This window comes from Undibacterium sp. Ji49W (assembly GCF_049340205.1).
Classification (GTDB): domain Bacteria; phylum Pseudomonadota; class Gammaproteobacteria; order Burkholderiales; family Burkholderiaceae_D; genus Undibacterium.
Genome location: NZ_JBMPOW010000023.1, coordinates 82,994 through 101,303, shown reverse-complemented (window position 1 = coordinate 101,303; position 18,310 = coordinate 82,994). Strand labels below are relative to the sequence as shown.

Genomic DNA, 18,310 nt, shown 5'->3' with positions numbered 1-18,310 from the left:
TCTGCCTGTTTCAATATGGCGATAATCTGGCTATCACTGAATCTCGATGTCTTCATGTAAAACTTCCTCAAAATCTCTATTAAGAAAATTCTACTTTTAAATGCGATTAATTTCTGGGAGGATTACCCAACCAATTTTAGCCAAAAAACGAGTGCTTGATTCACATCATATCCGTCGTCTGCACTTTTTCTTCTCCGATCGCGCTGAAGTACCAATGTTTCAAGTCCACGCACAATACGTCGTGCTGTCAAATATTCTCCAAAACTTTTATGGGTAAAAATAAATACTGCATCTTCACCAACATTCTCGCCATTTCTTCGAAAGAAAAACGCAGCAAGTAATTTTGTAACTCCAGCAGATGCACCTTCTGTAAAACTAGTCAACAGTTCAGTTAAACCACTTTGATTGCAATGATCCATAATATTTTTTACGGATGTTGATCGCCCATCACTGCCATGCCAAGCAGCCAAGCCAATTTCTTCAAGCACACGTACAAACTCTGCTTTAGTTAAATGTTTTATGGGTAGATATGTTCTAGAATTTTCGTAAGACCTTTCATGAACAGCTATGACCAAATCTTGGTATACACTATTTAAATTCAATTTTTCAGAAAATTCGAGATTACCACGTCGAAAACTTAATGCGACAAGATAATTCAAAAGCGGTTGAGCGGTTATTTCATCGATTTCCGGAAGCCTTAGGCTACTCGGTAGTCCGGTGTAATTCGTACCTACTAATTCTCCATACGTTCGCCACCAAAATTCTCGCAAATCAATTTTGAGAAGCCCCTTAGCATCAATATATATTTCCAAGTCATCCCTAACATAATATGGAAGTATTGTAAGTATCTGCTTTGGCTTTCTAAATTCCGTCTCATTTTGCTGAATAATCAGTTCTCTTCCGCTCAAAAGAACAAAAATCGGATGGCGCCCAAGATTTCGGCGCTCAATCATTTTCTCGACAGCTAGTACAAAATCCTTCACAACTTGATTGGCAGATTTTCCCATGCTAGCCAATTCGTCAAGACCATCGAAAACCAATAGTAAGCCTTCACCACATAATTCTGTATCAAGAGGGTTAAAGCCAAGCAATCCTTCATCTTTTATGAATTTCTCTACTTCAGTTGCAACATCTTTGGTCGGGTCAATCAAATGAAGAGGAATATAAATGGGTTTTGCTAAGCCGCTATTTGCAAGGTCACAGCAGAACATTTTAGTAAATGAAGATTTACCACTCCCCGGTCCTCCACTAATTACTCTAATAGCATCCGCTTTATCTTTATTTCGCAACCAAAATTTAAGCTCTTCTGCTAAATCCACACATACTCTTATATCGCCTTTTTTTAGATCTATGTGTTTCCCTTTTGTTTTCTCTCTGGCTTCAGTGAAATAGGCATTTAAAGGAATGTATATTTGTTTAAGTGAGAACGGTTCGTCAAAAACAGCTTCAGAAACCCTCTTTTCCAAAAACGAAAAATACAATCTCCAGCCAATAATATTTTCTTCAGCATTCTTAAATGGACTATTTTTATATTCCGCGAGTAGCTTGTAAGAAGCACTGTTTTTTCGCCACTCATTTGAAATGGCAAAAGTAAAATATTCGGGAAATCGGACTGAAATAGAACTAGCTTCTCTCGGCGACATGCCAACGTCACACAACCACTGATTAAAGATTTCTTGCATTTCAGCAACGAATGCATGTTGACCTGGCTTATTAAAAAAATCACCTGAAATTTCAATTTCTACATTGTCTAAACACTTTTCAACCGCATAAGAAAATCGCGTTGCAATATCATCTGTTTGAGGTAAATGAGATAAGTTATCGCGAGTTAGATCAAGCAACGCGCCATATATTCCTTGAGTTAACAACCCCCTTAAAAGCTCTTCGATGGGCGTATCAATACCTAAACTGCTTGCAAATTCAGTTAAGTCATTTCCCAGTTCCTCTGTTTTACCCGTAAGTGTGTGTGTTAGCCCCTTGGCAATTGACTTAATTAATGGTTTTACATCAAGAATTACTTCGCGGCTCCATATTGATTTTTTTTTTGAAGTAGTAACGGCAAGTGGTCCAGAAATACTACCTGTAGTTTTAGTTGTATTCATATGCGTACCGATGTCCTAAAAATTTTTTGATGCAAAAATAATATCTCATTATATTCGTTACAAGTAGTTACAAGCAATCCATAATGCATATTAATAAAACATTCAATTTTTTAATCGGCTATTTTTTAAATAATTACCAAACGCGAATTGCTATATCTGCCTGTTACGACATATTGCCTCTCAACAAGAGGCTGATTAAGAGAGTCTGCGTCGGTGAGAATAATCCAGTGGATTCGCGCGCATGATTTTAGGTGGTTATTGTTTTTTTCAATCTCGGCGTGCGACCACGTTTCACTAATATCACCTACGTCGGCTGATGGGGAACGGGTCAAGGGGTCAAGTCTAACATTCATACATTTTTCAATCCGACATGCGATTACGAGATTGCTAATCACCCCTTGCGCTAAATACCCCTGAAAAAAATAGCTTTCCTTGATACAGTTGCGATCCAGTACTTATCAAATGGCTGTAACAAGTCCAGGCGATTGAGCTTCTACATTTCAACCAGATTTTGCAGGGAGTGCCATGTCAGCAGTTTTAAACACCATTCTGATTTATGCGAAAAACCCGTCGGCCACGGCTGAGTTTTATCGCAAGTTCTTTGACTTTGAAACCACCGGCGAAATAGTTGAGGGTTTGATTGAGCTTAATTCTCCCGCCTCTGGTGCCAGTATCCTGATTCATCAAGCTGCCAGGACCGTTAAGCTTGGTCAAGTTGGTGTGAAGCTGATGTTTAGCGTCAAGGATGTAGATGGTTTTAAAGAACAATGCGCGCAACGTGGCCTGGTCTTTGGCAGCACGCATCAGGCCAACGGGTATTCTTTTGCGAATGTCAAAGACCCCGATGGGAATTCGGTGGCGATATCAAGTCGTGCTTATCGTGCTGCGGTCTGAGCGATCAGGGACGCGTGTTTGGCTGGGGATTAAGATGGTACCGGCCCCGTGTAGGTGCGAATAGATAACATTAATTTTTTTAATGGACTTTATGAACGATATTGACGGAAATATAGTTGAAGTCGGCGATTTAGTAAAAGTCTTGTCAATTGATCGTGGCTTCCTGCATTGCCTTGATGAGGATGAGCGGAATCATCATCTTGCAATGTTAAATTCCAACTTTTGTATAGATGAGATCGTTGAGAACGGAACAAAGGCCAGCGTGTCCATCCAATGGGGAAGCGACGACGGAATTTTGACTGGAGGGTTGTATATGCTCCCGAACGAATTCCGATTAGTCGAAAAGAGTCCGGGTAGGTGCGAATAGCCCGCGTATTCGCACGCATGACCTTGCAGTGACTAATAATTTTTTTCTGACTCTATGAGCGTGTGACTACGTTACAACTAATCGCACGCGCGCTGGATCAAGCTTGCGAGCTGCTACTGCACCCGTGTGGGCTGAGGGTCGTCATAGCCCTCAATCACAATGAGGTCAATCGTGCATACATCCTTCCGGAAAGAGATGGCGTGTTGGTAGCCTGGTGAATTCCAGCAGTCCAACGCGGCCTGATAGCTTGGAAATTCGATCACCGCATTGCGTGACCGGCTCATACCTTCCATGGCTTCAAAGGTGCCACCGCGCACAAGAAACCGTCCGCCGTAAAACGCCAGCGGTTCCGCGTTGGCGGCGATGTACTGTTGGTACTGTGCCGCGTTGCTGATATCGACACGGACAATCCAATAAGCTTTTGGCATAACGACTCCTGTTGTACTGACATGAATGAAAAGTAACTGTGGTGATCAATCTGGCTAATGCTGTCCGCAGTGTAGGTTTTCAGTATGTTTTCATAAAGTGAATTATTATGAACATTTAATTCTTGAAATGAGATCATGGATTTGATCGATTTGCGCTGCTTTCAGGCGGTTGTGCAGTACGGTGGCATTACACGGGCGGCCGAAGCTCTGCACCGGGTTCCCTCCAATATCTCTACCCGTATTCGCATGTTGGAAGAGAGCCTGCAGGCCAAGCTATTTGTGCGCGAAGGCAAGCGCATGCAACTTTCCCCGCAGGGCAAGGTATTGCTGGACTATGCCAACCGTCTGCTGCAATTGGCGCAAGAAGCGCGGGGCGCACTGCACGACGGTGCGCCTCGCGGCATCTTGCGATTGGGTGCAATGGAAAGCACAGCGGCTATTCGCCTACCGACTCTGCTGGCGCGTATGCACCGACAGTTTCCGGCACTCTCTGTCGAACTGAGCACGGGTGCTCCTCGACCATTGACGGCACGCGTGATCGCCGGCGAACTGGATGCGGCCCTTGTGTCAGAGCCCGTCTCCGACCCGCGCCTGTCTACTCAGTTAGCCTATGTGGAGGATCTGGTGATGATCGCCCCTTCAGGCCACCCAGCCGTGCGCAGCGCCCGCGATGTGCGATTAGACGCACTGCTGGTATTCGATCCGGACTGCCCCCACCGGCAACGCCTGGAGGCATGGTGTGCCAAGGGAAAAATTGCCCCGCATAGAGTGATCGAACTGGGCTCCTACCACGCCATACTGGGTTGTTGCGTCGCGGGCATGGGCGTTGCGCTGATTCCTGCGGCAGTGCTGGATACCTATACCGAGCGAAAACACCTCTCGGTATACCCGCTCACAGGTAACGCCCGCACGATGAAGATCATGCTCATATGGCGCAAAGACGTACCACAGCCAAAAATCCGTGCGCTGGCCCAACTGCTTGCAGATAAACCATGTCAGTCCACGTAGATGCGAATAACCCACGTATTCGCACACATGACCTTGCAATGACTAATAATATTTTTACAGACGCTATATCCGGATGATGAAGGCCCGCAGGACGTTGGAGAGTTAAAGCTGACGCCAGCTTTGCATCAACTTGTTACGTTTAACGTTTCGGCTCATTGATTGCGTCCACCGGCTTGGCCACGGCGGGACGAACATTACTGACGATGGGGATGGGAATAGTCGTGACAATCGAATTTGCTTTATTTTCCATTTCAACTGCCTTTTCTTGCTGGCCGGTCTTGCGGTAGAGGCGAGCGGAGTAGGTAAAAAGGTTCTGGTAATAAGTGCCCACCGTATTGGGGGCAAATTGGCTTATTCTGATCGCGCGCTCCAGAACTTTCGATGCCTGCTCCGTCTTGTCTTGTGCGAGGAAAGCTGCGCCCAATTCTCCAAGCGGCCCGACAAATTCCTGTGTGTTAGAGCTTAATTCACGCTCGACTACTGCGAGCGCCTGTGCTGCTAGTGTTTCGGCTTGCGCAGGATCACCTGCCAGGGTCAAAATTTCCGCAAGATGCGTCAAGCTAAACGCTCTGAATCGCGCGTCAGCTGAGGGTAATACCATGACAATATCGACGACTCGGCGAGAATATTTTTGTGCCACATCGAACTGGTTCAATTGTTGATACGCAAACCCCAACTGCGTGAGAATTCGCGCGAGCTTAAGCTGCGGAAAATCCGGATCGTGTTCAGCGAGCGTTAATGCGCGCTCGGCGAGTTCCCTTGCTTTGTCGTATTGTTTCGTTCCAGATGCTACACTGGCCTGAAAGACAAGCTGATCAATTGTGGAAGTTTCTGCCCCCGATACTTCATTAAAAACGAGTAGCAAGGCAATAAAGAAAGGAAGCGTTTTGTTCAGCATAATATGCAGCACTAATTAAAAGGAGGAATTTAACTCTTCACATGCAGAACGATGGACTGCGATTTTAAAGTTTATCATAGGTGCAGGTGCTGGGGTCAGCCCGCTTAGGTGCGAATAGCCCACGTAGGTGCGAATAGCCCGCGTATTCGCACGCATGACCTTGCAACGACTAATAATTTTTTTACAGAATCTACGTGCGTGCGACTACGTTACAATCCATCGCACGCAAGCTGATCAGCGTACAATTACGCTGCATCAGATCGAGGCTGCGCAGCCAGCATCGGTGCCCATAATGTTGCAGCAAAGCGTATTTTTAGCCTTATTGGAGTGTTTTCATGAACAGCAGTAGCCGCCAGATTGTCTTTATCGATGGCGTTGGCGGCAAACGCTACATGCGCGGCAAGTTTGTCCGCTATTTTGAACAGCGAGGGTACTCGGTTTCATGTTTTGATTATCGTGCATCATCTCTACCCCTTGATGAAATAAAAAAGAATCTGACCGAATTTTTATCCACGGTAGCGCGTGCGGGCGAGTACCATGCGGTAGCTTACTCTTTTGGTGGTGTACTGCTCAGAAGTGTCAGCACACAATTGAGCATGCGCCAGTCACAGCCCAAACGTGTCGTCCTGCTCGCGTCGCCAATACGCGCCATGAGACTTGCCCGCAGATTGCGAGAATGGAAAATCTACCGTGCACTGACAGGCGAATGCGGCCAGTTTGCCGCTGACGACGACCTGATGAACAGCATCCCCTTGCCAGATATGCCAACCGCGTACATCTATGGAATATGGCCGTGGCTGGGCGCTTTCGGTTTCTTCTTTGGAGTTGGTTTTCCGCACGACGGCATGGTCGCAGCGGATGAAGCAATACCATCGTCACAGACGCAAGCGACGCCAGTTCCGGCAAGCCATGCATTCATTCCATCGAATGATGATGCATTACGGGCCATAGAGCAGTGGTTCAGTGCAGTTAATTAGCCCGCGTAGGTGCGAATAGCCACGCGTATTCGCACGCATGATTTTTAGGTGGTTATTGATATTTACAGTCTCGGCGTGCGTGCGATTACGTTGCACTAATCGCACCTACACGGGCTGCATAAATCCTAATTAATCTCCCTACAAACAAAGACCGCCAGCACAGGCTGGCTGTCTTTGCTTTTGGCTTTGCATTGACTACTGTACATACCGCCAAAACTTAATTTGTTGCCGTGCTCGCATTGTGTTTTTTGATGCGGATTTTTCTGCTGGCACGGTTTTCTTCTTTTTCCAGCTTGGCGCGTTCTGCTCCGGTGACTACGCCGTCGGCTTTGGCGGCTTGTTTGTCGGCTTCAATTTTGGTTTCGCGCTTTTCCAGGTTGGTCGCTTCTTTTGCGGTCAGGGCGCCGCTTTCGATGCCTTTGGCAACGCGTTTTTGTTGCACTTCCTGGCGTTTATCGATATTCGGGGTATTGGTTTGTGCGAAGACAGAACCGGCGATCAGTGTGGTGAGCAGTGCGGCGGCGACTTGGATGGATTTCATGGTCTTTTCCCTTTGAAAAATTTCAGCGATTAGTTTTATTGTGGATGAGCAGGCTGCCCATGTGCCAATAACGATGCTGCGATTTTTTCTGATGACAAGGAAAATGTAATCAGTGTAAGCACTCGTAACCACACCATTTCCATCAGGTAATTTTAAAAGTCTGCCGGTATCAAATCTATTCTGTCGGTGCAAAACGCATCCACACCCCAGTGCAGGATTTCTGTTGCCCGTTCTGGCGTATTGACGGTATAGCAAAACACGCCGTAACCGGCATCCTTGATTTCTTTGGTTGTGTCTGGCGTCAGGTATTTATGGTTGGTGTGCAGGGCGCGGGCGGCCAGTTCTTGCAGCTTGGCTTTCCAGTCTGGGGTGACTTTATCCATCAAGAAACCACGCGGGATGGTGGGGGTGGCGTTTTTGGCGGCCATCAAAGCACTGAAAGAAAATGAAGAGAACAGCGGCAAATGTACCGCATCGATAACGGCCACATCGGCGAACAGGGCTTGTGTCTGTTCTGCCACGACTTTGCCAGTTTCTTCTTCTGCGCCTGGGGACGGTTTGATTTCGACATTCATCCAGATACCGTGCTGGCGGCAAAAGCGCACGACATCTGCATACAGGGGCACGGGTTCGCCTTTGTAGCTGTCGGCGAACCATTTGCCAGCATCCATAGTCTGTAAATCGGCAGCCGTTGTATCGGCCACGCGGCCAATGCCGGGCACGGTTCGACCAAATTCAGGGTCATGCATCAGCACAGGGACGCCATCCTTTGATAACATGACATCAAATTCCACGGCGGCAAAACCGTGTTCCCATCCGCAACGCATCGCTGCCAGGGTATTTTCTGGTGCAAGGATTCCGCCCCCACGGTGGGCGATGACTTTAGGATAGGGCCACATGATGCGCTCCAAATAAGCTGATAATTAAGCTGATAATTAAGCTGACAAATTAAGCTGACAAATTAAGCTAACAAATAATGTTAATAGGATAATCGAAGATGTCTACTTCGTCGCTACAAAAAACTGCCCTTGGCCATATCCGCGTGCTGGATTTAACGCGGGTGCTGGCTGGCCCCTGGTGTGCGCAGAACCTGGCTGACCTGGGGGCGGAAGTCATCAAGGTAGAAAAACCCGGCAGTGGCGACGATACCCGTAGCTGGGGGCCGCCTTACCTGCGCGATGCGGAAGGCAATAACACCACCGAGGCCGCCTACTACCTGGCGGCGAATCGTGGCAAACAGGCCATCACGGTGGATATAGCTACGCCTGAAGGCCAGCAAATTATTCGCGAATTGGCAGCCAAATCCGATGTGGTGCTGGAAAATTACAAGGTCGGCCAGTTGAAGAAATATGGCCTCGATTATGAATCACTGAAACTGATCAAGCCGGATCTGGTGTATTGCTCCATCACCGGCTTTGGCCAGGATGGCCCGTATGCCCACCGTGCTGGCTATGATTTTATCGTGCAAGGTATGGGCGGCTTCATGTCATTGACGGGCGAACGCGATGACTTGCCCGGCGGTGGCCCGCAAAAAGCGGGGGTGGCGATTGCCGACCTGATGACGGGCATGTATTCCATCATCGCTGTCATGGCGGCACTGACGCACAGGGATAGAACCGGTGAAGGCCAATACATAGACATGGCCTTGCTGGATGTGCAGGTTGCGATGCTGGCGAATATGAACATGAATTACCTGGCCAGCGGCAATGCACCCAAACGCTGGGGCAATGCCCACCCGAATATTGTGCCTTACCAGACCTTTGCCACGGCCGATGGCCATATCATTGTCGCAGCGGGGAATGATGGGCAGTATAAAAAGTTTGTGCAGGCTGGTGGTCAGCCCGAACTGGCAGATGACCCGCGCTTCAGCACCAACCCCAGCCGTGTCGCACACCGTGATGTACTGGTGCCTATGCTGGCAGAGATGGTCAGACGCAAGACCAAGCAGGAATGGATCAGCCTGCTGGAAGCAGCAGGCGTGCCTTGCGGCCCCATCAATACCCTGGATGAAGTGTTTGAAAACCCGCAGGTACTTGCACGCGAGATGCAATTCAATCTGCCCCACCCCACCGCTGGCGAAGTCAGGCTGGTGGCCAGCCCGATGAAATTGTCGGCAACGCCGGTCACTTACCCATCGGCACCGCCTTTGCTGGGGCAACATACCCAGACAATACTGACTGATCTGCTGGGCTATGACGAGCAACAACTGGCAGCACTTAAAACCAAAAACATTATATAAATGCAATTAGCATGTCACTGGCGCGTGTTTATTCGCGCCAGTTTGGCTGGCCTTTACGACAAAAAACACAGGCTTTGTCCTGTTTGCCTGTTGCGCAGGTGACAGGCAGGTTAAGCTGCAAGCACGAAGATACCCGGCACAAAATGAAATGAACAACCAATTTTTGCACCAGACCCAGACTTATTTGCAGTCAAAATTAAAGCCTGATCATTACCAAAGCCTGGTAGGTGTTATCGGCGACATGCCACGCCTGATGGCCATCAACCTGGCTTGCGGTTTTGCGGTTACCTTTGTCTTGCGTGGTGGCGGCAGTCTTCTTCAAAACATCCTGTTTTCGATGTTCATAGGCTGCTCTGCCTATGTCCTGATCAAATTGTTCAAGCGGCTTTTTTGGGGAGCAGGCACGCCGAACACCATCGTTTTTTATCTGATGTGTGTACTGGTGGCACCGCTTGCATTGATTGTTGGCATGTTTATCGCAGCCCTTACATTTAATTATCCTCTGCCGGATATCAGCAAATTCAGATGGTCTTATATGGGCAGTTTTGTGACGCTGACATGTATCGTCAGTCTGATCGCTGCATGGTCATTCTGGAACCGTAGCAAAATGGCCGACTTATTGGCTTCTGCCGAGACAGAAAAAGCCAAGAATGCCGCCATCGAAAAGCAGGCCGTGCAAGCCCAGTTGCAAATGTTGCAGGCACAGATAGAACCTCACATGCTGTTCAATACCCTGGCGAATCTGCAAGGGCTGATCGCTATTGACCCGCCACGCGCCCAGCACATGCTGGCACAACTGATAGTCTATCTGCGCAATACCCTGAGTTCATCCCGGGCAGAACAAACCACGCTGAAGCAGGAATTCACGCTGATGCAAGCCTATTTGGAATTACTGGCCATACGCATGGGCAAGCGCCTGCATTACACCCTCGATCTGCCAGATGATTTGCAACAGATCACCATCGCCCCCATGCTATTGCAGCCCCTGGTGGAAAACGCCATCAAGCATGGGCTGGAACCCAAGATGGAAGGTGGCAGCATCCACGTCATCGCCGAAAAACTGGGCACACAGCTGCATCTGAAAATCATCGATACCGGCCTGGGCCTGCCTTTTAATTATGATGACAACAAGAACGTCAGCAGCACAGACCAGCATGTCGGCAATGCCAATATCCGTGAGCGCCTACTAGCGCTGTATGGGCCACAAGCCAGCCTGAGCCTGCAAGCCAACCAACCAGAGGGGGCAATTGCCCATCTCACCATTCCTCTTTAACTGAATTAACTGATTTAACTGATTGAATGTGAGTACCTACCAATGACCACAACAGCCAAACGCGCCCTGATTGCCGAAGACGAACCGATACTGTCATTGACCCTGCAAAAGATGCTGGAAAAACTTTGGCCAGAGCTACAGCTATGTGCCGTGGTTGAAAACGGTGTACATGCAGTGCAGGAAGCCCTGGACAAACAGCCTGACATCCTGTTTCTGGATATTAAAATGCCAGGCAAGACTGGCCTGGAAGTAGCGCAAGAACTGGCAGAAGAATGGCCGGATGACAAGGCCTTCCCCCTGATCGTCTACGTCACTGCCTATGATGAATATGCGATCGAAGCGTTTGAACATTCAGCATCCGATTACGTGCTGAAACCGGCCAGTGAAGAACGTCTGGCAAAGACGGTACAAAGATTGCAGGCCAGGCTGGACGATGGGGCGCAAAGGCCAAATGAACTGGACCGCGTACTGGAGCAATTGCGCCATCTGGTACCAGGCCAGGCGCTGTCAGTTGGTACTAACACTGGCAACCAGGCAACACCAGAACGCCTGCGCATTATCCGCGCGGCAGTCGGTAACCAGATACGCATGATACCGGTCGATGAAGTACTGTATTTTGAAGCGACGGACAAATACATCAATGTCGTCACCAAGGAACATTCATCGCTGATACGCAGCAGCCTGCGTGAACTGTTGCCGCAACTGGACAGCAGCATCTTCTGGCAAATCCACCGCAGCACCGTGGTCAATACCTTGCACATACAGATCGCCAACAAGGATGAGACGGGCAAGATCAGTATAAAACTCAAAGGCAGCGAAGACAAATTACAGGTGAGCAGGGTCTATGCACATCTGTTCCGTCAGATGTAAGCTAGTGGCTTTTAAAGCAAACCAGACAAAATATTGATGAATACGATTAAAAACTTAAACGATTTACAATGGCAATGCGTCAGCTTTGCAGAATTAAGCAATCTACAATTGCATGCCATTTACCAGGCCCGTGCTGCCGTGTTTATCATTGAACAAAACTGCGTCTATCAGGATGTGGATGGCAAAGATCCGCTGTCGCATCACCTTACTGCCTGGACGCCAGAAGACGAAGTGGCTGCTTACCTGCGTATCGTACCCGCCGGCATCAGCTTTACCGAAGCCTCGCTGGGCCGCGTCATCAGTACCAAAGACTGGCGCGGCACCGGCGTTGGCAAAGCTTTAATTGCGAATGGCATCAAGGCCCTGCATACGCTCTACCCTGCTGCCGATATCCGCATAGGTGCCCAGGCTTACCTGGAAAAATTCTATGGCAGCTTTGGTTTTGAGACGGTTTCTGACATCTATCTGGAAGATGATATTCCCCATATCGAGATGCTGTGGACCGCAAAAGCCTGATTAAATCGCTTATAATGCTGCCAAATCAATGACTTACTGAATTTCATCATGCCCGCTGTAATACAAACACCCGATAAACCCTACGTCAATATTTCTGCCTACAAGTTCATCACTTTCAATGACACCGCTGAAAAACGCCAGGTGTTTCTGGATAAATGCAAGGAACTCAATCTGAAAGGCACGGTACTGCTGACGCCGGAAGGCATCAATATGTTTCTGGCCGGCTTGCGCCATGAAATTGATGCGTATATGAACTGGCTGCACCAGGACCCGCGCTTTGCAGACGTAGTTGCCAAGGAAAGTTTTTCTGACCATCAGCCGTTTACCAAGATACTGGTCAAGCTGAAGGCAGAAATCATCACCATGCGCATGCCGCTGATCAAGCCCGAAGAAGGCCGCGCCCCCGCAGTGGATGCTCACACACTGAAGCGCTGGCTGGACCAGGGCCATGATGACAATGGCAAACCCGTGGTCATGGTCGATACCCGCAATGATTTTGAAGTCGATGTTGGCAGCTTTGACAATACCATCGATTACCGCATTGCCAAGTTTACCGAATTCCCGGCTGTTATCGAAGCTAACCGCGATGCTTTGAATGACAAGACCGTGGTGACTTTCTGCACCGGCGGCATACGCTGCGAAAAAGCCGCTATCCATATGCAGAACGTTGGCTTTGACAGCGTCTATCAGCTCGAAGGCGGTATCCTCAAGTATTTTGAAGAAGTTGGCGGCGATCATTATCATGGCGACTGTTTTGTGTTTGACTACCGCACAGCGCTGAATCCACAACTGGAAGCCACCGACACCAAACAGTGCTTTGCCTGCCGCGCCGTTGTCACGCCGCGTGAACAATTGTCGCCCTGGTATATATCCGGCAAATCTTGCCCGCATTGCAAGAAAGAATCAACCGGTGCCAGTGAACCGGCAGCTTCGGCAGAAGCCACTGCCGGATAATCCCGCCAGCACTCTGCAATTAAAAAGCGCATTTCTGATGATGTCAGAAATGCGCTTTTTGCTTTCTATGTAAATTGGAACTAAGGTTCTGGTAACGGGTCAAAGGCCTGTTGCCGGCGATAGCCTGCTGCCCAGTCCAAACAAAAAATAATCAGGGAATAATATGAAACGCTTACTTCTGAGCACTCTCACACTCGCCTTGCTGGCACCAGTCTGCCAGGCCGCTGATTCAACGCCAGGTAGCGCGGCAGTCAAGACTGCCGCCCTCGGCTCTGGCATCAAGCCAGAAAACATGGACAAGGCGACGCGCGCGCAGGATGATTTTTACCGCTATGCACAAGGTGGCTGGTTGAAGGCGAATGAAATCCCGTCCGACAAATCAGACTGGGGCACCTTCATGCAGGCCCGTGAAGATGTACAGCAGCAATTGCGCAGCATTGTAGAAGGTGCAGCAAAAGATGGCAATAAAGTGGCAGGAACTGATAATCAGAAAATTGGTGACTTGTATAACAGTTTCATGGATGAGAAAAAACTGAATGCACTCGGCATACAGTCGCTAAAAACCGAATTGAGCAGCATCGCCGCATTGTCAGACAAAAAGGCCATACCGGCACTGATTGCCCATTTCCATCAAATCGGTGTGACGACCCCGCTGCGCGTTGGTATTCATCAGGACAATAAAAATTCCAGCCAGTATGTGGTGGGTGTTTCCCAGAGTGGACTGGGCTTGCCCAACCGTGATTATTACCTGAAACTGGATGATCCAAAGATGACGGATATCCGCAACAAATACCAGGCACATATAGAAAAAATGCTGGCACTGGCGGGTGAACAGAATGCGGCCGAGCAGGCCAAACGCGTCGTTGCGCTGGAAACTGAAATTGCCAAAGTGCAGTGGACGGCAGTAGAAAACCGTGACCCAGTCAAAAGCTACAACAAGTTTGCCATCAATGACTTGCCAGCACTGACGCCCGCCTACGACTGGCAGGCCTATCTGCAAGCAGCCGGTATGGCAGGGAAAATCAATGAACTGATCATCCAGCAACCCAGTTATATCAAAGGCCTCAATGAAAGCTTGAGCACAAACTCGCTCGACACCTGGAAATCGTATTTCACCTGGCATCTGATCAACGTGTATGCGCCTTTCCTGTCATCCGATTTTGTGAATGCAGATTTTGCCTTCAAAGGCGCACTGATTGCCGGTATCCAGGAAAACCGTACCCGTGACAAACGCGGCGTCGCGCTGGTCGACCAGGTGCTGGGTGAAGCAGTGGGCAAGGCCTATGTAGAAAAATACTCTTCTCCTGAAGTCAAACAGCGTACTGAAAAAATGGTGCGCTATTTCCTGGCTGCGTTCAAGCAAAGTATAGGTACGCTGGACTGGATGAGTGAAGAAACCAAAAAGCAGGCGCAGATCAAATTATCCAAGATCAGTGTCAAGATCGGCTACCCGGACAAATGGCTGGACTATTCAAAACTGACGATACGCAGCGATGATCTGGTTGGCAACCTGATGCGTGCCCGTGCCTTCGCACAAGAAAGGGAAGTCGCCAAGCTGGGCAAACCGATCGACCGCGAAGAATGGCATATGACGCCACAAACAGTGAATGCCTATTACAGTCCGGAGATGAATGAAATCGTCTTTCCGGCGGCACGCCTGCAATCACCGCTGTTTGATGTGAATGCCGAAGATGCCTTCAACTATGGTGCACTGGGTATTTCGATAGGCCATGAAATCAGCCATGCCTTTGATGACCAGGGAGCGCAATACGATGGCGATGGCAACCTGCGCAACTGGTGGACTGCCGAAGACAAGGAGAAATTCAAGAGCAAAACCAAGGTGCTGGTCGAACAATACAATGGCTACAGCCCGGTACCTGGCCACTTCCTCAATGGCGAGCTGACGCTGGGTGAAAACATTGCCGACAATGCAGGTATCGTCATGGCCCTGCGTGCCTACAAACTGTCGCTGGAAGGAAAACCGGCACCGGTGATTGATGGCTGGACGGCAGAGCAACGCCTGTTCATGGGTCTGGCCCAGGCCAGACGCAGCAAATCACGCGAGCAGCGTGCGATTACCCTGGTCAAGACAGACCCGCATTCACCTGGCGAATTCCGCGTCAATGGCAGCATGGTCAATCACCCGGATTTCTATAAGTCCTTTGACGTGAAGCCGGGCGACAAGATGTACCTGGCTCCAGAAAAGCGCGTCGCCATCTGGTAAGTCAACCCGCGTCATCATGAAACAGCTAAAGGGCCGGAACATTTCCGGCCTTTTTGCATTTACACATCAGTGTCAGGACCAACCCCGTCAAGATCAAGGCCAAGGCATCATATTCTGCTACCTTTTCTGTAACTATTTGCTACTAATGACAAATTGCTTGTGCTTTTGTGGTCTCATCATAAAGTGAGGTCTTACATCAACGAAGGAGACACCGTGTCAACACGATTGCAAAGATTTACCCGCACCACCATTCTGATTAGTACTCTGATGGCTTCCAGCCTGTTTGCTGTCCAGGCACAGGCCGGTGATTGCCTGTCTTGTGGTCCATCGAATGGTTCCGAAGCGCTGTCTGCGGGTGTCGGCATTGTCATGCTGGGTAGCATGTCGATGGTGGTGGGTTCTGGTCAGGTCGTGGTTGACAGCGTCAAAACAGCCGCCGATGGCGTCACCGTGGTATTGAAAGGTTCAACCGAAGCAGCCAGCGCGACCGTCAAGCTGTCTGGCAAGGGTATAGAAAAAGCTGCCCTGGTCAGTGGCGCCGTGATAGAAGTCAGCGCCACCACTACCGGCTATCTGCTGGTCAGTGCCGGCAAGGCACTGGCATTCATACCGAATGAAGTCGGCAGTGCACTCATGCATCACACCAGGGTGCAATGATGAAGCGCACGGCATTCGGACTGGCAAGGGCAGACGTTAGCAGCTGGATCAGGTATTGCCTGCTGCTGGCCTGCCTGGCATTCAGCCTGCCGTCCTTTGCCGGGCGTCCTTGTGAAGACAGTGCGCTAGACCCCAGAAAGGCCATGAAGGCACTGGAACTGGCACAAAAGACCAAACTCAGGCTAGATGACAGCAAGGCAGAAATCGCCATCATCGCCCGGGTTGGTCAGGATTTGTCCAAATACAAACTGCGCTATTCCCATCTGGGGCTGATACAGCATATGCCTGATGGCACCTGGTCAGTCATGCATGAACTGAACCAGTGTGGCACCGCCAATTCCGACCTGTTTCGTGAAGGTCTGGGCAATTTCTTCCTGGACGACATGTTCGCCTTTGAAACCCTGATCCTCATCCCCAGCCCTGAATTGCAGCAAAACCTGAAACTGGTCATGGCCGATGGTCGTGCCAAAAGCCTGCATGCGGCCCGTTACAACATGCTGTCATATCCGTTTTCAACGACCTACCAGAATTCCAATCAATGGGCGCTGGAAGTCATTGCCGCAGCCCAGGCTAGCGATCTGAAGATAGAAACCCGTGGCCAGGCCCAGGCCTGGTTGAAAGCAGCAGCCTACCAGCCTGACACCTTGCAGATTTCCGCCGCCACCCGCCTGGGGGCACGCATGTTCAGAGCCAACGTGAGTTTTGATGATCATCCCTTCGATCGCCGCATGGCAGGCCAGATCGATACTGTGACAGTGGAATCCATTGTCAGGTTCATGATGACCAAAGACCCTAAAACAGAAAAACTGGTATTGGGTCTGTAGCCGTCTTTCCACAAGAACAGGAACAGAGGCGTGTCAGATGACATGCCCCATCCCGATAGTGCTACACTTCTGCGCATCCGGACGAGTGCGCGCAATTATCTGAACTATCAGCATGTTCATCAGATGCCTCGGTCTGGCTTGACACCCACAGCCATGGATGATCCTTGTGATGACTGCAGGCAGCAATCTCAAGCACGACCAGTTCAAACAAAACGTTCAGGATATATACAAGAGCGATAGCCGACGTGTCTTCGCGACGCTGGTGCATTTGCTGGGCGATTTCGACCTGGCGGAAGAAGCCTTGCATGAAGCCTTCAAGGCTGCGCTGGAACAATGGCCAGAAAAAGGTATGCCTGATCATCCGCACACCTGGCTGGTATCGGCAGGACGCTACAAGGCCATCGACAGCATACGCAGGCAAAGACGTTTTGATCCGCTGGACCAGCATATCGATGCGGTAGAAGCACTGGCAGATGAAAGCGCCCTGCCCGGTGAAACCGAGTTTATGGAAGACGACAGGCTGCGCCTGATCTTTACCTGCTGTCACCCGGCGCTGGCAGCAGATGCCCAGGTCGCCCTGACCCTGCGCGAAGTCTGTGGCCTGACCACCGAAGAAATCGCCCATGCCTTCCTGACCCCTGCCCCCACGCTGGCACAACGCATCGTACGTGCCAAGGCCAAAATCCGTGATGCGAATATCCCCTACCAGGTACCCGAAAAAGCAGACCTGCCTGCCCGCCTGCATAGCGTATTACGAGTCATTTACCTGGTTTTTAATGAAGCTTATTCCAGCTCAGCCGGGGCATCAGCCCTGCGCCTGGATCTGGGGGCCGAAGCCATACGCCTGGCACGGCTGCTGAGAGAGCTATTGCCGGAACCAGAAGTCAGCGGCTTGCTGGCATTGATGCTACTGCATGAATCTCGCCGCCCTGCCCGCATTGATGCCCAGGGTGAGTTGATCGCGCTGGAACAGCAAGACCGGCAATTGTGGAATCCGGTGCTGATCGCCGAAGGGTCAGCGCTGGTGGAACAGGCTTTGCGCTCAGGCCGCTTTGGCGCTTACAGCTTGCAGGCCGCCATTTCTGCCGTGCATGCTGAGGCAGCAAACTATACCGATACCGACTGGCAACAGATAGTCGGCTTATATGATGCCCTGCTGCGTGTCGAAGCCAGCCCCATCATCGAATTGAACCGCGCCATTGCCCTTGCCATGTGCAGCGGCGGATTAAAAACAGGCTTGCAACTGGTAGAAAGCCTGTTGCAGAATGATGAGATGCAGAACTACCATCTGGCGCACGCCGCCAGGGCAGACCTGCAAAGACGCAGCGGTAATTTACAGCAGGCAAGATTATCTTATGAGCAAGCCCTGACCCTGTGCAGACAGGAACCGGAACGTCGTTTTTTACAAAAGAAGCTGGCTGAAATAAAAAAATAAAATAAATTTTGGATTGATGTCGATTTGTCGTCTCACCAATCGACTATCTGATGTGGAGACGCTTTCACGCCCATTTTGAAAACTGACAAACAAGGAATTGATC

General features: G+C 49.8%; 17 protein-coding genes. 12 read left to right on the top strand and 5 right to left on the bottom strand.

Going from position 1 to position 18,310, the window contains the following annotated elements:
- Nucleotides 1–122: 122 nt before the first annotated feature.
- The gene (locus ACO0LK_RS23735; RefSeq protein ID WP_422979482.1) at nucleotides 123–2,102 is read right to left on the bottom strand and encodes a hypothetical protein; all 1,980 of its coding nucleotides are present in this window, start codon (nucleotides 2,100–2,102) and stop codon (nucleotides 123–125) included.
- Between the two features lie 525 nt (nucleotides 2,103–2,627).
- Here ACO0LK_RS23735 and ACO0LK_RS23730 point away from each other — a divergent pair.
- Nucleotides 2,628–2,996 (top strand): VOC family protein, encoded by a 369-nt coding sequence (locus ACO0LK_RS23730; protein ID WP_422979480.1) that lies wholly within the window; start codon nucleotides 2,628–2,630, stop codon nucleotides 2,994–2,996.
- A gap of 480 nt (nucleotides 2,997–3,476) precedes the next feature.
- Here ACO0LK_RS23730 and ACO0LK_RS23725 read toward each other — a convergent pair whose 3' ends face one another.
- Nucleotides 3,477–3,791: a DUF1330 domain-containing protein gene (locus tag ACO0LK_RS23725; protein ID WP_422979478.1), complete on the bottom strand. Its 315-nt coding sequence runs from the start codon at nucleotides 3,789–3,791 to the stop codon at nucleotides 3,477–3,479.
- Between the two features lie 135 nt (nucleotides 3,792–3,926).
- Between ACO0LK_RS23725 and ACO0LK_RS23720 the strand changes: the two genes are divergently transcribed.
- Nucleotides 3,927–4,799, top strand: coding sequence for a LysR substrate-binding domain-containing protein (locus ACO0LK_RS23720; RefSeq protein ID WP_422979476.1), 873 nt, complete (start codon nucleotides 3,927–3,929; stop codon nucleotides 4,797–4,799).
- 139 nt (nucleotides 4,800–4,938) lie between these two features.
- On the opposite strand, the gene ACO0LK_RS23715 is transcribed toward ACO0LK_RS23720, so the two are convergent.
- Complete coding sequence (locus ACO0LK_RS23715) at nucleotides 4,939–5,697, bottom strand: tetratricopeptide repeat protein (RefSeq protein ID WP_422979474.1); 759 nt, start codon at nucleotides 5,695–5,697, stop codon at nucleotides 4,939–4,941.
- A 335-nt stretch (nucleotides 5,698–6,032) separates the two neighbouring features.
- Here ACO0LK_RS23715 and ACO0LK_RS23710 point away from each other — a divergent pair, with 335 nt between their 5' ends.
- Nucleotides 6,033–6,674 carry a hypothetical protein gene (locus tag ACO0LK_RS23710; RefSeq protein WP_422979472.1) on the top strand — a complete coding sequence of 214 codons (642 nt, stop codon included), beginning with the start codon at nucleotides 6,033–6,035 and terminating at the stop codon, nucleotides 6,672–6,674.
- Nucleotides 6,675–6,891: 217 nt separating this feature from the next.
- Here ACO0LK_RS23710 and ACO0LK_RS23705 read toward each other — a convergent pair whose 3' ends face one another.
- Together ACO0LK_RS23705 and ugpQ are read right to left on the bottom strand one after the other, a co-directional pair.
- Nucleotides 6,892–7,215 (bottom strand): hypothetical protein, encoded by a 324-nt coding sequence (locus ACO0LK_RS23705; RefSeq protein WP_222619330.1) that lies wholly within the window; start codon nucleotides 7,213–7,215, stop codon nucleotides 6,892–6,894.
- Nucleotides 7,216–7,367: 152 nt separating this feature from the next.
- On the bottom strand, nucleotides 7,368–8,114 hold the full coding sequence (gene ugpQ, locus ACO0LK_RS23700; protein WP_422979470.1) for a glycerophosphodiester phosphodiesterase: 747 nt from the start codon (nucleotides 8,112–8,114) through the stop codon (nucleotides 7,368–7,370).
- 98 nt (nucleotides 8,115–8,212) lie between these two features.
- Between ugpQ and ACO0LK_RS23695 the strand changes: the two genes are divergently transcribed.
- The 9 genes from ACO0LK_RS23695 to ACO0LK_RS23655 all read left to right on the top strand — a co-directional run bounded on the left by ACO0LK_RS23695 (nucleotide 8,213) and on the right by ACO0LK_RS23655 (nucleotide 18,207).
- The gene (locus ACO0LK_RS23695; protein ID WP_422979468.1) at nucleotides 8,213–9,454 is read left to right on the top strand and encodes a CaiB/BaiF CoA transferase family protein; all 1,242 of its coding nucleotides are present in this window, start codon (nucleotides 8,213–8,215) and stop codon (nucleotides 9,452–9,454) included.
- Nucleotides 9,455–9,602: 148 nt separating this feature from the next.
- A complete protein-coding gene (locus ACO0LK_RS23690) occupies nucleotides 9,603–10,727 on the top strand; it encodes a sensor histidine kinase (RefSeq protein WP_422979466.1) in 1,125 nt (374 codons plus the stop codon).
- A gap of 42 nt (nucleotides 10,728–10,769) precedes the next feature.
- Complete coding sequence (locus ACO0LK_RS23685; RefSeq protein WP_422979464.1) at nucleotides 10,770–11,597, top strand: LytR/AlgR family response regulator transcription factor; 828 nt, start codon at nucleotides 10,770–10,772, stop codon at nucleotides 11,595–11,597.
- Between the two features lie 36 nt (nucleotides 11,598–11,633).
- Nucleotides 11,634–12,113 carry a GNAT family N-acetyltransferase gene (locus tag ACO0LK_RS23680; RefSeq protein ID WP_422979462.1) on the top strand — a complete coding sequence of 160 codons (480 nt, stop codon included), beginning with the start codon at nucleotides 11,634–11,636 and terminating at the stop codon, nucleotides 12,111–12,113.
- A gap of 48 nt (nucleotides 12,114–12,161) precedes the next feature.
- Nucleotides 12,162–13,067, top strand: coding sequence for a sulfurtransferase (locus tag ACO0LK_RS23675; RefSeq protein ID WP_422979460.1), 906 nt, complete (start codon nucleotides 12,162–12,164; stop codon nucleotides 13,065–13,067).
- Between the two features lie 163 nt (nucleotides 13,068–13,230).
- The gene (locus ACO0LK_RS23670) at nucleotides 13,231–15,291 is read left to right on the top strand and encodes a M13 family metallopeptidase (RefSeq protein ID WP_422979458.1); all 2,061 of its coding nucleotides are present in this window, start codon (nucleotides 13,231–13,233) and stop codon (nucleotides 15,289–15,291) included.
- A gap of 213 nt (nucleotides 15,292–15,504) precedes the next feature.
- Nucleotides 15,505–15,948 carry a hypothetical protein gene (locus ACO0LK_RS23665; RefSeq protein WP_186947467.1) on the top strand — a complete coding sequence of 148 codons (444 nt, stop codon included), beginning with the start codon at nucleotides 15,505–15,507 and terminating at the stop codon, nucleotides 15,946–15,948.
- Nucleotides 15,948–16,772 carry a DUF2145 domain-containing protein gene (locus tag ACO0LK_RS23660; RefSeq protein WP_422979456.1) on the top strand — a complete coding sequence of 275 codons (825 nt, stop codon included), beginning with the start codon at nucleotides 15,948–15,950 and terminating at the stop codon, nucleotides 16,770–16,772. Before ACO0LK_RS23665 ends, ACO0LK_RS23660 begins: the two co-directional genes overlap by 1 nt.
- A gap of 169 nt (nucleotides 16,773–16,941) precedes the next feature.
- Nucleotides 16,942–18,207, top strand: coding sequence for an RNA polymerase sigma factor (locus ACO0LK_RS23655; protein ID WP_422979454.1), 1,266 nt, complete (start codon nucleotides 16,942–16,944; stop codon nucleotides 18,205–18,207).
- Nucleotides 18,208–18,310 lie beyond the last annotated feature (103 nt).

Bases quoted from the DNA above. Each gene is read 5' to 3' on its own strand.
- ACO0LK_RS23735 (WP_422979482.1), bottom strand. From the start codon at position 2,102: ATGAATACAACTAAAACTACAGGTAGTATTTCTGGACCACTTGCCGTT.
- ACO0LK_RS23730 (WP_422979480.1), top strand. From the start codon at position 2,628: ATGTCAGCAGTTTTAAACACCATTCTGATTTATGCGAAAAACCCGTCG.
- ACO0LK_RS23725 (WP_422979478.1), bottom strand. From the start codon at position 3,791: ATGCCAAAAGCTTATTGGATTGTCCGTGTCGATATCAGCAACGCGGCA.
- ACO0LK_RS23720 (WP_422979476.1), top strand. From the start codon at position 3,927: ATGGATTTGATCGATTTGCGCTGCTTTCAGGCGGTTGTGCAGTACGGT.
- ACO0LK_RS23715 (WP_422979474.1), bottom strand. From the start codon at position 5,697: ATGCTGAACAAAACGCTTCCTTTCTTTATTGCCTTGCTACTCGTTTTT.
- ACO0LK_RS23710 (WP_422979472.1), top strand. From the start codon at position 6,033: ATGAACAGCAGTAGCCGCCAGATTGTCTTTATCGATGGCGTTGGCGGC.
- ACO0LK_RS23705 (WP_222619330.1), bottom strand. From the start codon at position 7,215: ATGAAATCCATCCAAGTCGCCGCCGCACTGCTCACCACACTGATCGCC.
- ugpQ (WP_422979470.1), bottom strand. From the start codon at position 8,114: ATGTGGCCCTATCCTAAAGTCATCGCCCACCGTGGGGGCGGAATCCTT.
- ACO0LK_RS23695 (WP_422979468.1), top strand. From the start codon at position 8,213: ATGTCTACTTCGTCGCTACAAAAAACTGCCCTTGGCCATATCCGCGTG.
- ACO0LK_RS23690 (WP_422979466.1), top strand. From the start codon at position 9,603: ATGAACAACCAATTTTTGCACCAGACCCAGACTTATTTGCAGTCAAAA.
- ACO0LK_RS23685 (WP_422979464.1), top strand. From the start codon at position 10,770: ATGACCACAACAGCCAAACGCGCCCTGATTGCCGAAGACGAACCGATA.
- ACO0LK_RS23680 (WP_422979462.1), top strand. From the start codon at position 11,634: ATGAATACGATTAAAAACTTAAACGATTTACAATGGCAATGCGTCAGC.
- ACO0LK_RS23675 (WP_422979460.1), top strand. From the start codon at position 12,162: ATGCCCGCTGTAATACAAACACCCGATAAACCCTACGTCAATATTTCT.
- ACO0LK_RS23670 (WP_422979458.1), top strand. From the start codon at position 13,231: ATGAAACGCTTACTTCTGAGCACTCTCACACTCGCCTTGCTGGCACCA.
- ACO0LK_RS23660 (WP_422979456.1), top strand. From the start codon at position 15,948: ATGAAGCGCACGGCATTCGGACTGGCAAGGGCAGACGTTAGCAGCTGG.
- ACO0LK_RS23655 (WP_422979454.1), top strand. From the start codon at position 16,942: ATGACTGCAGGCAGCAATCTCAAGCACGACCAGTTCAAACAAAACGTT.